The sequence below is a fragment of the Motilimonas eburnea genome, assembly GCF_021295345.1.
Taxonomy (GTDB): Bacteria; Pseudomonadota; Gammaproteobacteria; order Enterobacterales; family CBDFNC01; genus Motilimonas; species Motilimonas eburnea.
In genome coordinates, this window is record NZ_JAIMJB010000015.1 from 9,930 (window position 1) to 22,541 (window position 12,612).

At 48.3% G+C, this 12,612-nt stretch carries 10 protein-coding genes and 1 riboswitch; of the genes, 3 read left to right on the forward strand and 7 right to left on the reverse strand.

The annotated features are described in order from the left end of the window. Window positions 1–99: 99 nt before the first annotated feature. The 7 genes from K6Y21_RS14765 to ribB all read right to left on the reverse strand — a co-directional run bounded on the left by K6Y21_RS14765 (window position 100) and on the right by ribB (window position 7,795). Window positions 100–2,049 carry a hypothetical protein gene (locus K6Y21_RS14765; RefSeq protein WP_233072611.1) on the reverse strand — a complete coding sequence of 650 codons (1,950 nt, stop codon included), beginning with the start codon at window positions 2,047–2,049 and terminating at the stop codon, window positions 100–102. Beyond that, window positions 2,046–3,206 carry a hypothetical protein gene (locus K6Y21_RS14770; RefSeq protein WP_233072612.1) on the reverse strand — a complete coding sequence of 387 codons (1,161 nt, stop codon included), beginning with the start codon at window positions 3,204–3,206 and terminating at the stop codon, window positions 2,046–2,048. Before K6Y21_RS14770 ends, K6Y21_RS14765 begins: the two co-directional genes overlap by 4 nt. After that, window positions 3,206–4,318 carry a hypothetical protein gene (locus K6Y21_RS14775; RefSeq protein ID WP_233072613.1) on the reverse strand — a complete coding sequence of 371 codons (1,113 nt, stop codon included), beginning with the start codon at window positions 4,316–4,318 and terminating at the stop codon, window positions 3,206–3,208. The genes K6Y21_RS14770 and K6Y21_RS14775 overlap by 1 nt, the downstream gene beginning before the upstream one ends. Next, window positions 4,315–5,613 (reverse strand): hypothetical protein, encoded by a 1,299-nt coding sequence (locus K6Y21_RS14780; RefSeq protein WP_233072614.1) that lies wholly within the window; start codon window positions 5,611–5,613, stop codon window positions 4,315–4,317. The genes K6Y21_RS14775 and K6Y21_RS14780 overlap by 4 nt, the downstream gene beginning before the upstream one ends. Before the next feature lie 10 nt (window positions 5,614–5,623). Then, entirely contained in the window at window positions 5,624–6,106 is a 483-nt protein-coding gene (locus K6Y21_RS14785) for a hypothetical protein (RefSeq protein WP_233072615.1), read from the reverse strand. 392 nt (window positions 6,107–6,498) lie between these two features. Then, complete coding sequence (locus K6Y21_RS14790; protein ID WP_233072616.1) at window positions 6,499–6,975, reverse strand: putative periplasmic lipoprotein; 477 nt, start codon at window positions 6,973–6,975, stop codon at window positions 6,499–6,501. Window positions 6,976–7,141: 166 nt separating this feature from the next. After that, window positions 7,142–7,795 (reverse strand): 3,4-dihydroxy-2-butanone-4-phosphate synthase, encoded by a 654-nt coding sequence (gene ribB, locus K6Y21_RS14795; protein ID WP_233072617.1) that lies wholly within the window; start codon window positions 7,793–7,795, stop codon window positions 7,142–7,144. Window positions 7,796–7,925: 130 nt separating this feature from the next. Beyond that, window positions 7,926–8,099, reverse strand: a riboswitch (FMN riboswitch). A 153-nt stretch (window positions 8,100–8,252) separates the two neighbouring features. Here ribB and K6Y21_RS14800 point away from each other — a divergent pair. The 3 genes from K6Y21_RS14800 to K6Y21_RS14810 all read left to right on the forward strand — a co-directional run bounded on the left by K6Y21_RS14800 (window position 8,253) and on the right by K6Y21_RS14810 (window position 12,590). After that, window positions 8,253–8,708, forward strand: a complete 456-nt coding sequence (locus K6Y21_RS14800; protein ID WP_233072618.1) for a hypothetical protein — start codon at window positions 8,253–8,255, stop codon at window positions 8,706–8,708. Between the two features lie 154 nt (window positions 8,709–8,862). Next, window positions 8,863–11,007: a TonB-dependent receptor gene (locus K6Y21_RS14805; RefSeq protein WP_233072619.1), complete on the forward strand. Its 2,145-nt coding sequence runs from the start codon at window positions 8,863–8,865 to the stop codon at window positions 11,005–11,007. Between the two features lie 41 nt (window positions 11,008–11,048). Further along, window positions 11,049–12,590: a PepSY domain-containing protein gene (locus K6Y21_RS14810; RefSeq protein WP_233072620.1), complete on the forward strand. Its 1,542-nt coding sequence runs from the start codon at window positions 11,049–11,051 to the stop codon at window positions 12,588–12,590. Window positions 12,591–12,612 lie beyond the last annotated feature (22 nt).

The window sequence follows — 12,612 nt, forward strand, 5'->3', positions numbered from 1 at the left end:
GAGCTGCAGTTTGGTGGGAGCTGCAGTAATGCAGCGATTCATTTCACCAATCTCACAAGACCAATCGCCCCATGGCTGGGGCTCCTACAACCCCAGCTGTTACATCTCTAACTTAGTTACCTTAAACCCTTGTGGCGCCATAGGTTTGGCAGGCAGGTGGCCGTTCACCGCACCGCGATGCATGATTGAGCCTGTTGCCACGCCATAAAAGTCGTATTTAGCTTTGGCATCTAGCATACCGCCATTGAGTGCGGGAGAGTTTTGCTCAAGCTTCAACGGGGTTTTCATCGCAATAGCGGGGTGGATAAATTCATCAGTGGCGGCTGTGTTTTGTAAAAAGCGCTCGCTGTCGCGCTGGCTCCAGCTCTCGGTTGTGGTGTTAAACCAGAGGTTGTGGCTGACGTCGAGTGCGCCTTCCTTTGGGTCTGGATCATCCCACGTCAGATAAGGCATGGGAAAGTCGACATCCACTAGGTTGTTAAACAATCTAAATGTTGACGGCTGCCAGCGTTGCAACTTGATAGCATCCGGCTCATTGATCACGGTATGGCCGTTGGCATCGTATTGTCTGGCCGACTCATCGGACACACCCGAAATGGTGTTGTTGAATATATCAAACTTACCGAGAATATGGCCGCCCGCTGTGATGCCATAGGGCGCGGTGCCATTGTTAAGTTCGCCCACTGGGCCTAAACCTGAGTTAATGATGACATTGTTGTAGATTTCGACATCAACCTGCCAACATGGCGGAATGGTCTTGTTACCCTCTTCATCGGTAAGCTCACGGCTGTAGTTATGCACATTAATGCCTGAGCCTTTTTGATTAATGATGTAGTTGTTATGGGCCTTGAGTACGGCACCGGGTTTAAATCCTAGGCATTGATCATAGCTATGGTTCATCTGATCATAAAAATGCAGGCCAAACTTAGCCTTGTTGTTTTCTAAATGATTCCAGGCAAATTCCCAGCCATCGAGCTGCTCCTTGCCTGCGCCATCTTGGCGAACCGTAATATAAGTGGTGTGCTGAAAGTGAGACGTTTGGTCACAGCCATGGTCAAAGATATGATTGCCCAGTGCTTTTAAGCCATCGCCCTGATGGCCATTACTGACGATAGCCCCAGCAAAACCATCGGCGCACATGCCTTCGCGCTCTAACAGGTAGTTACCAATAATGCGGCCCCAGCGGCTGGCGCGAATATTTTCATTCGATAGCTGCGCATTGGGCACGCCTTGAACCGGTGCGTTGGGGCCGAGATCTGGCTGGTGGCCTACTTCGACGCGGTATTTAGAAATAACCAGACCCGTAGATAAATAGGGGTGAATACCCCAATTTGAGCCAGAAACAAAGCCTTGGGTGGCCGGATAGCTAGCTATGGCAATTTGGCGCTCGGCGGTGCCTTCGAGTTGTACTAGCCACATGCCGGCCATGCTGCGGCCTAAGCCAGGACGAGGCTCTTCTTCCATCACTTCACGCACGCCATGACTGTAAACAATATCGCCTGCTTCTAAGCCGCCATTACCCGGCGCGGGGTATTGAAATGTGGTGCGGCTGATAAATTGCCAAGGGTCATTAAATTGCCCCGAGGCTGTGTTGTCACCGCCGTCTTTGACATGAAAAATACGCCCCGATCTTACGGTAAATGGCAATTGGTTATCACTGGCAAAACCCGCGTCTGTGGTCAGGCTGATGGAGATAGGGCCTTCTGGCAAGCTTGCAGGCAGTGAAAAGGCGAGCTCGTAAAGTTCGTGAGAGCGCCACAAATCAGCAGGGCCGCCCGGCAATTGGCCGTCGGCTTTTTTCCAATAGTAAATATGTGCGGCGAGGTGCTGTTTGCCTTGTTCATCGGTTAGCGTAATGGTGCCGGGGTCATCTCCTAAGCGATACCCCCACAAGGTAATGATGGTGCCTTCACCCTTACCATCACCGAGTCCTGATTGTGGCCCTGAAATCAGGTCGGTGAAGGCAAGGTAAGGCGCCGGTGCGGCAACACCAGCAAAACAGATAAAATATAGCGCGATGGCGAAGCTGGTGGATAGAATCGTTTTCATTGTGGCTCTACCGTAAATTGTGTGGGGGCGGATGGGGTTAAACTGGCATCGGGTGCGTAAATGTTAGGTAGGTGATTGGCGATCAGCACATTATCGATGGCAAACCAGTGTTCATCGCGCAGTTCTTTGGCGATGGCGTTATAGGCATCGTTACCGCCAATGGCCACTATGTTCCATTTCACCATGTTGCGCTCGTCATCTATCCAAGCGATTTGGTCGTTAAACATGATGCGTTGATCGTTTAGCCATTGCATCATCACGCCGTCATGCACGCCTGGGGCGGAGTTCATCTTGACGTAGAAGCCCATGGTGACCCATTGTTTTTCATCGCCAAACACGTGATCGGCATGGGCAGCTGGCCCGGGCAGTAAGCTGCCATCATTTTTAGTGAGGTCATATACCTTAGCGTCACTGCCATCGGGCATCATGCCCTTGGTGGTGGTTAAATAACTGGCTGACATATCACCGCGATGCATTTGCACTGGAGGGTTATTCACCGCGGTATAGGAGCGCTCAGGCCCTTGCCTTGGGTAAAACGACAAAAAGTTTCGCATACCATAAGTGGTGTTACCGGAAAAATCCCAGATAAAAGCAGGATTTTGCTCGCCGCTGAAAAATGAATAGAGCTGTTTACCATCAAAGTGATAAACCCGCGCACCTTTACCTTGCCCTAAACCATGGTCATAGTAACGCTGGATAAAATCATTGGAGAAGGTGATATCAAACTGAAAGTAGATTTCGTCATAGCCACTTTGTGGGTCGTATTGAGTGCCATATTGGTAGGTACCCGCTTCTGGCCCTAAGTAATAAGCCAAGATGCTGTCTGAGTTCCATTGTTTGGGCACACCGCCAGACTCTCGGTACATCACATAGGATTTGCCTTTTCCACCCTTGGCTTTATCGCTATTAGCAGCCAGAATTTGCGCCGCGGGCTCACGATCCGGGTGGCCGGTATAAGGTGACCAAAATTCTTGAGCCCGCACCGAAAACCAGCCTTCGGGCACGGTGCGATCGCGCTGGTAATCATCCGAGGTCCAATCGGGCTGCTCGTCAAAGGTTTCGTAAAACAGCACTTCAGCCTGCGCGGGTAAAATAAGGGAGCAACTACTAATGATGAGGAGTTTGCTGATGTTTTTGGTCATCTGATGCAATTTCATCACAACTTCTCCACGGTGAAATTAGCTGGGGCAATAGGTGTATGAGGATGTAGGGTATGCACTTCGATATCGTCAATGGCATACCAGTCTTCAAACCTTAAATTGTCATCTAGTTTTTTATTGATGTAATCATTGCCGCCCACCTTAATCAGATTCCAGCCCACCATTGCAGTGGCCGATGCGCCGACCCAAGGGATTTGATAATTAGCAAACACCTGCTGGCCATCTATCCATTGCTCCATGATCCCATCGGCCACCCCCGGCGCTGAGTTCATCTTGACGAAGAACTGGATCCGGCGCCAGCCGGTTTTGTTGCTGTCGCCAAACAGATCTTGTGGGCTGATAATGCCTTCATGATAGTTGCCGGGGATCAGCTCATCATTAAGCCAGCTGCGTAGTGAAGTATTGGGGTTATCATCAATGCCATCACGGTTGAGATCGGTCAGATTGCTATTCCAATTTAGGCTCATATCACCGTTGTGGATATTGCGTGGTAGATCCTTTGCCCCCCCTTCTTCAAAGTAGTAATTGGTCATGGGTGGATAGCCGCGCATCATAATGGTATTTCGCAAGCCATAATCGTTATGAACATACATCCAGCCCGCGGTTGGGCCATTAAACCCGTCGTGAAAGTTACGAAATACCTGATGTCCCGAGCCCTCGGTATGGGTAATGCGAAATAGCTTACTTAAAGACGCAGGGTGTGGGCTGTTGGGTTGCCATTTAATGTAAAAAGAAGCGTAAAGCTGCTCATAGTCTTGATCGAATTTCTTTGCCAATATGCCATCCGACCACCACTTCCAATCTGGTGTCGACAGTGCGTCTCGATAAAACTGAGCCGACTTTACGCCAGAGCGCGCTTTTTCCGGCGCGGTTTTAATCTCGATAGATTCATGGCGGTCTAAATCCCCCATGGAAGGCGCCCGTGCGGGATCCGTGCGCAGGGCATACCAACCTTGTGGTGGCGGGTTGGAATGAGGTCGTCCCGTGGGATTATCTGGGTTGGTAAATCCTGCCACCCAGTCGGGATGGCCTTCAAAGTCATCGGCAAAGATGAGCTCTGCCTGAACGGGCTGGATCATAAATAGGCTTGCAAGCAGTAAATATCTCATGGTTTATCCACCTTAAATTGTGATGGGGAGCCGGGTGGGTAAAAGTAATGGTCGATATCGGTATCGGCATGATCTGGCAATCCGTTGTAGATGCGCAGATCGTCAATGGCATACCACTCTTCGCGCATCGACTCCTTAGGCCAGCTATGAAAATAGTCGTTACCACCGATGGCCACCATATTCCATTTCACCATGCCATCGGCCACGATCAGATCTTCGCCTTCATTGCGTTCACTGCGTAAATAGGGAATGTTATTCATGGTCAGTAAGCGGCGACCATTCATCCATTGGATCAACACACCATCGGCGACATCCATGGCCGAATTCATCTTGACGTAAAACCCCATTCGTACCCATTGATCTTCACTGCCGTGAACTTGCTCATGATGTACGGGCGAGGTGTCAATGATGCCGCCCTCTCTGAGGTTGAGTTGTGGTTCGGTGGTGCCATTAGGGCCCATGCCTTCGATCATGTCGAGGTAGTTTAAGGAGCCATTGGGGTGGGGCATGCCTAAGCCACCATAGCCAAACGAGTAACTGTGGCCATGAGGGCCACCGCGTACCGCTACCACATTGCGAGCGCCATAATAGTCGGTCATCCAGTCCCAAATGACGCCTGGCCCTTTATCCCCTCCGGGAAACCCCTTATATTCGTTACCTCTTTCGTCGAAGCTGAAGATACGGGCAATTTTACTGATGTCGGCACCGCGACCGGCATCCTCATGAGGCGGATAAACCGTGGTGTTGTCATCAAAGGTGATCCAAAACTCAAAGTACACCTCGTTGAGCCCTTGATGGGTATGGCTATCAAATACATTTTTCCCGGCAACGGCATTAGGCAGGTAGACACTGAGAATGCCATCGGTGATCCAAGCATGGTTGTTATCTTGAGTTGGCTCACGAAAGAAGGCGGCCGATTTACCTTGTTTACCTAGTGCTTTATCGGAATTGGCAGCGAGAATTTCAATGATCTCATGGTGATCCTCATAGCCATTACGCGGGCTGTAATATTGTCCCTGTTGTCTGGCGGAGAAAAACTGTCCGGGTAGGGTATGGCCTCGGGTTACGCGCTGAACAAAGTCGGCTTTGCGGTCATCGCCAAAGGTTGAACCATCATGAAAGCCATACGGGTTCAAGCCATTTTCAGGCATTCCAGAGTGCCAGTCGGGGAGATTGTCAAAGGTTTCTTCAAAAATGAGTTGGGCGCTGTGGGCAGCTAAGCTTATTGAACTTGCTGCCATCATTAGCATTCCTGCTGTCACGACACGGTGAAAGCATTGGCTATTTGTAAGCATAAGCCACCTCTTAATTTTGCGGTGTAACAAATTGGCTTAGGCGGCCATAGATATCTTTTGTGGCTATTTCAAATTGGTAGTTACCAGCTGGCAGCTCTAATTGATGCTTTGATACGCCAGCTTCAACGTCGACTTCACCCGTTTCTTGGCTGGTGGTATTGGTCCACTTAATCACATAGCCACTGATTTCAGCATCTGTTAGGGCTGAGCCATCCACTCGCTGATCTGGAGCCACCCAATCTAAACGCCATGTTTGAGTTTCGGGAATAGGTGTTGGCTCGGTTGATGGGTTTGGCGTAGGTGCGATAGAGGGAGCCACAGAGGGCTCCGCCGATGGCTCAACCGAAGGCTCTGGAGTCGAGGGTACTTCGGGGGCTGGCGTCGGCAGTGTGATATCACCATCAGTTGGCGTTTCACTGCTCCCACCAGAGCCGCAAGCAGTCAGAAATAGGCAAAAAGAAAGAGTCAGTGAGCAAAGTATGGCTGGTTTCATCGCAGCGATTCCTAAGTGGAGGTGTTATCAGGTTGCGAGGTAATAAGCCCAGGAACCTGCATTTCACGGATTTATGGTTTGATAGATAGGCTTTATCATATGTGCTAAACAAAATATGCAACAGGTTGCATATTTTGTTTTTAGACAGGGATCGACTTTTTATGTTGTAATGTCTGTGACTTGGTTTATGGCGAGGAGCTGTTTGGGCGGATTTCAGTGAAAATAATGTCGCTAGCATGGCGAGCAAGGGGCATACTTTGAGCTAAAAACCACCCGTTATGATGAGTCAACTGAGGTTAAGTTAAGGTAGGCTTAGCCTGTGAAGGAGATTTATCGCAATCAGAGGATAAATCTCTTCGAGTTAAGTGAGTGCCGACGCTAATTAACGAATGTTAATCTTGTTGTGTGAAAAGTGAAGTACGAACCGATTGACCAAAGTCGGTAATACATAAAGGACTAAAGCTAGACTCTAAGCGATTGGATTTGATCAATGTTTGTGACTCATCATTTCGAGTCAGTACTAACCTATCTCCGTCTAGCTGAGCTTTGATGTTGGATACCACACTCAGGTTTGTAACCATTTCAAATAGATCATCACCAAGGTCGGTCAGGCTATAGCTCACATTTTGATAGCAGTTATCTAAATTGTCGTATTCATCACCCATATAGTCATAAAATGATATTTCACCATGGTCTTTGATAACGACATAGAACTCATCTTGTTTGTCATCAATGAGTTCGCTTGCATCCCAAACGCCTGAAATGTTTACTAAACTTGCTTCTTTTGCTCGCAAATCGCTATTACTGCCGCTACCACCGCAGGCGGCTAATACTAAGCTCATGCCCGTTGCGAAAAGAATGTTACGCATATCATGTTCCCTTGAATAATGGAGGTTATGACTTTTATTTTATATCATGTCGCCTAACCTATGCTATCGATAATTTTGTCTCGAGTTCATGGTGAACAAGTTAACAAATGAAGGGCTACGGGTGGCCATCACACAGGTACTGTTGGCACCAGCAACCCACTTAGCGTTAGCTCACCAAGCTTTGTTTGCTATTGATATAGTTTACTAAGTCTTCAATGCTTAACACTGGCATATGGTGGTGCTTGGCAAATTTCACCACTTCGGGCAAACGCGCCATGGAGCCATCAATATTGCTTAGCTCGCAAATCACGCCATAGGGATCCAATCCCGCTAAACGCATTAAATCCACCGAGGCTTCGGTGTGACCGCGTCTTACTAATACGCCGCCATTGACCGCTTTTAACGGGAAAACATGACCAGGGCGTGATAAATCTTCAGCCCTTGCGTTGGTGGCGGTGGCGGCTTTGATGGTGGTGACGCGATCGGCGGCGCTCACGCCTGTGGTAACGCCCACTTTCGCTTCAATACTCACGGTATATGCGGTGTGATTTTGGCTGGTGTTGTGGCTGACCATTTGCGGTAAATCGAGTTGTTTGACTCGTTCTTCCGGTAAGCATAAACACACTATGCCGCTGCCTTCGCGGATCATCATGGCCATTTGCGTCGTGGTGAGGTGCTGCGCTGAAAAGATAAAGTCCCCTTCATTTTCACGATTTTCATCGTCAACGACTAACACGCCTTGGCCTTGTTGTAGGGCGAGTAAGGCGGCTTCAACACGTTGATGCGGAGTGCCAAAAGGGGTAAGTAAAGACTGACTCATGGTAAATTCCTTAAGTTAAATAAGTACCAGAATCAGGGCTGATAGAGGCGGCGTTAGCCACGAAAAAAGCCTACGCAAGCGTGCCACAAGTTAATCGCCGTTAAGCTAACTTATGGTTGCTGCGCATTATTTTTATTCTCTCTCATCCGGACTGTAACCGTCGGCTCTGGGATCTCACCAGATCTGCTGACCTTGATTAATATGATCTTATTAACCAAGCGCTCGCGGGCTTTGGTTTATCTCGACATCGAGAGTCTAACCATTTACCGCCGGTGGGGAATTTCGCCCCGCCCTGAGAATGTGCTGTAAAAGCGCCGATAGTTTACAGTTGCGCTAATTACTTGCCAACACTCTATTGCTATCGTTGAGTTTATCTATATGGGGCATTACTTTAGCTACATCGGTGTTTGTTAATGTAATGTTGCACTTGTCGTGCTAAATCGTTAATCTGCGCGCCATGAAACAAGGATGTATTCAACAATGGGCGCGATTTCTCGTTATATCGGTTCTGCTGAAACTGATGTTGCCCTTCTATGCCAGCGCAGCCAGTGTCGTTAATCCGGCGTTGCAGGGCTTTGATCCTAATGAAAAGATCCTAATTTGTACCGCAGCTGGCTTTAAGTGGGTTAAAGCCAGTGAACTGTTTGCCGATGCTAAAACGAGCCATGATGGCAATCAAGTGGTGGATGTCAGTGGTTTTGATGGTCACGGCAATTCGCCTTTTTCTAAATTTAAATGTGCTTTGTGTGTGCCTTGTGTTGATTTGGGCTCGCTGCAACAAGTCTATTTGGGCATTAAGCCCAGCTTATTATTAAGTCAGCTCACCGCTATTTGGTATCAAGCCAATGGGCTGGATGATGCTGATGCGATTTGGTTTCAACCTCTTCTTCGCGCCCCGCCGCAACAAGTTTAATCCCCTAAAAAACTCATTTTGTTAGCTGGCTTTGCTGCTTCCGTAGCGGTGTGCTTGGCCAATGACAATCTCTATTCTGATTATGGCTAACCGGCTTGCTTCTATTTTAGGAGTGAGGCAGTGAGGTTGGTCAAGCAACTTGTTGAAAATAAATATGAATATAATAACGAAGCAAACCTTAATCGCGTTAGCTGTGGGCACGGCTTTACCTTTAGCCGCCAGCGCGCAAGCTGAAGTGGGCCAAGATGAAACGAGCCATATCACCCGTGTTGATACCATGGTGGTTACCGCAACGCGTGAAGGCAAGGCGCGCGGTGAACTGGCTGAAAGTGTCAGCGTGCAAGACAAAGAAGAGATCGAAGCGGTTTCTCCTTCTCACCCAGCAGAGTTACTGAATCGAGTGGCGGGTGTGCACGTGAATAACCTTGGCGGTGAAGGGCACATGACATCCATTCGCCAACCGATTTCGACCAGCGGCGTGTATTTGTTTTTAGAAGACGGTGTGCCGACTCGCCCTACCGGTTTTTTCAATCACAACGGTTTATACGAAGTGAACATTCCTCAGGCCGAGCGCTTAGAAGTGACCAAGGGGCCGGGCTCATCCTTGTATGGCAGTGATGCCATTGGCGGGGTGATTAACTCGGTGACCGAGGCCAGCCCGGATTACACCTCAGGAAGAGTAAACCTTGAAGGGGGCGAGTCAGGCTGGAAGCGCGCATTGCTCTCTGCGGGGACGGATCTTAACGAAGAGCATGGCATCGCATTTAAACTTAACGTAACCGACAGCGAGGGTTATCGTTATGAATCCGATTATCAGCGCTATTCTAGTTCACTGCGCTTTGATGGAAGCCTTTCTGACACGACCGAATATAAGTTGATTGCCGCTTATACCTATGTTGATCAAAGTGGTGTTTCCTCGTTAGAAGAGTTTGATTACCAAAACAATCCGACCAAGAACAAATATCATGGCGACATTGGTTTTCGTGATGTACGAGCCTTTCGTTTAACGGGGGAAATGGCCAGTGAGTTAAGTGATGTGTCACTGCTTAGCTTTACGCCATTTTACCGCAACAATACCACCAAGATGATGCCAAGTTGGATGGTCACTTATGATCCAAACATTCGTGACACGCATTTTCAATCTTTTGGCTTGTTAACTAAGTACCGCTATAACTTTAGCCAAGGTGAAGTGATCACGGGGATCGATATTGATCATACGATTTCAGATTACCAAGAAAAGCAAATTTCGGTGGTCAAAAATGGGGATATTTTCACTGATTATAGTGAAACGGGGCGAACCCATTATGATTATGACGCCGACCAAACCTCGGTTTCACCTTATGTTCACGGTGAATGGACGCCATTAACCGATTGGCGTTTTGTGGCTGGCTTACGCTACGACTATTTCCATTTGGATTACAACGACAATCTCGACAGCAGTGTGAGTGAAACCCTAGGTCGCGGTCGCTGGCTGCGCCCTGACTCGCAAACTTTAGACTTTAATCATCTCAGCCCTAAATTGGGCGCCGTCTATAGTTTCAGTCCTAGTCATCAAACCTATGCTAACTATCGTAATGCATTTCGTATTCCTTCGGTTGGCCAGTTATTTCGCTCTGGCTCAACGGTGAATACCACCGACCTTAAACCCGTTGAATCCGACAGCTTTGAAATTGGTTTTCGTGGTGATTTAACGGATAGTTTTGGTTACGACCTGACCTTGTATCACATGATAGTGAAAAATCAGGTGGTCAGTTATATCGATGGTCGCGATCGCAAAACCACTAACGCCGGTAAAACGAAGCACCAAGGCGTAGAGCTTTCTCTGGCCGGGGATCTAACCGACGAGTGGGGCATGAATGCCGGCTTTACTTACAACCAGCAAGAGTACCAAGAGTATCAATACATCTACTCTTGTTATCCACCAGTGTGTGTCCCACCTGTAGTAGAAACTCGCAACTACGCGGGTTTTGATGTTGGTAAAGCGCCTAACACCATGGGCAATTTAGCCTTTCAATATACGCCGCTCGCCATAACCGGTCTGGCCGTTGAGCTAGAGTGGGAGCATTTAGGTGAATATTACACGGATGAAACCAACACCAATAAATACAAGGGGCATGATTTATTTAACTTACGTGCCAGCTATGAAATCACCGACAACGTGATGCTGCGGGGGCGAGTGATGAACTTAGCCGATACCCGCTATTCAACTTACACCTCAAACCAAGTGGGTAACCCTGCGATCTCGTATCGACCGGGCGCACCGCGCAGCTTCTATTTAGGCATAGATGCGCAGTTTTAATTAGGGCCTTTTGAACTTGTTGAATTTGAAAAGAGTGAGTTATGAGTATGCGAGTGAATTTAGTTAAGCCGCTATTAAAGCCGGCCAAAAAATGGCACAACCGCTTGGCGTGGTTGGCCTTTATCAGTTTGTTTATATGGGCATTGTCTGGACTATTACATCCCTTGATGAGTTGGACCGGGCCTAAACTGGCGGCCTTTTTTCCGCCCAAGGCGCCACTGCCCGCGAGTTTCGTGAGCCAAGTGCCCGAGGTATTAAAACGGCATCAAATTAACCAAGCGTTATTGGTTAAGGTGGTACCTTCCATAAGCGGCGCGGTACTACAAGTCACGCCAGATGCCTTTCTACCAAGGCGATACTTTGATTTATCTAATCATCAAGAGCTGGCTAATTATGACGTCGCTCATGCTAAATGGTTGGCTCGCCATTACACAGGTCTAGCAGATACCGAAATCAAGGATGTCTCATTTCAAACCGAGTTTGATCATGCTTATCCTTGGGTGAACCGCTTGTTACCGGTTTATAAGGTGCAATTTGCCACGCCAGATAATCTCACCATTTATGTGCACACCGAAACCAATGCCCAAGCTGGGTTAACCAATGATTATAAAACCCAAGTACAAACGTGGTTTCGCGCCCTACATACGTGGAACTGGTTAGATGACTTTGAATATGCGCGGGTGTTGTTAATTGGCGCCTTGATGCTAGTGCTGGTGATGATGACGTTAACCGGCATGGCCATGGTGATGACCATTAAACGCAGCAATAGGGCTGGCTGGCAACGTAATCTGCATCATTTAGTGGCATATGCTATTTGGTTGCCCTTGCTCGGCTTTAGCGGCAGTGGTTTATATCATTTATTACACGCATCTTTGGCGCAGGAGCACGGTGGCATGCGCCTAAGTGAGCCGCTCGTTTGGCAAGATGATGAGTTAAACCAACAGGTATTAGCCAGTAAAGATCTGGACTTTATGCTTAACGGCCTAAGTCTTATTCGCGATCCAAAGGGGCAGTTGATTTACCGTTTAAGCTTGCCAAATAAAGCGGCGCCAACCGCTGGTCATGTCCATGATGCCGTTAAGGCGAAAGGCAAGGAAAACCATCAACATCATCAAGCGCCAGCACGCGATGCGATTTATGACGGTATCGCCATTAGCGATCCCGCTCTTTATATCTCGGCAGCAACTGGGCAGCGCATCCCTTTTGATGATGAAAAGCTAGTGATTGCCATGGCTAGCCAACAGCTGGGACTGCCGGTTGAACAATTGACGAGCAGCCAATTAATTACCCATTTTGGCCTGCATTACGATTTTCGTAACAAGCGTTTGCCGGTTTGGCAATTGGATTATGACAGTGAGCTTGGAGATAAGCTGTTTATTGACCCAGCCACTGGGATCTTAGTAGATCGCTTAATCGACAGCGCACGCTACGAAGGTTATTCGTTTAGCTTTTTACATAAATGGAACTTTACCCGTCCCTTTATGGAGCGCACCACGCGCGACATTATAATGAGCTTAGTTTTAGGGCTCGCCATGCTGTTCGCTGGGGTAGGGATAATGCTAAAGCTGAGACGCAGGTCTTAGGATAAACATTGAAACAAGGTAA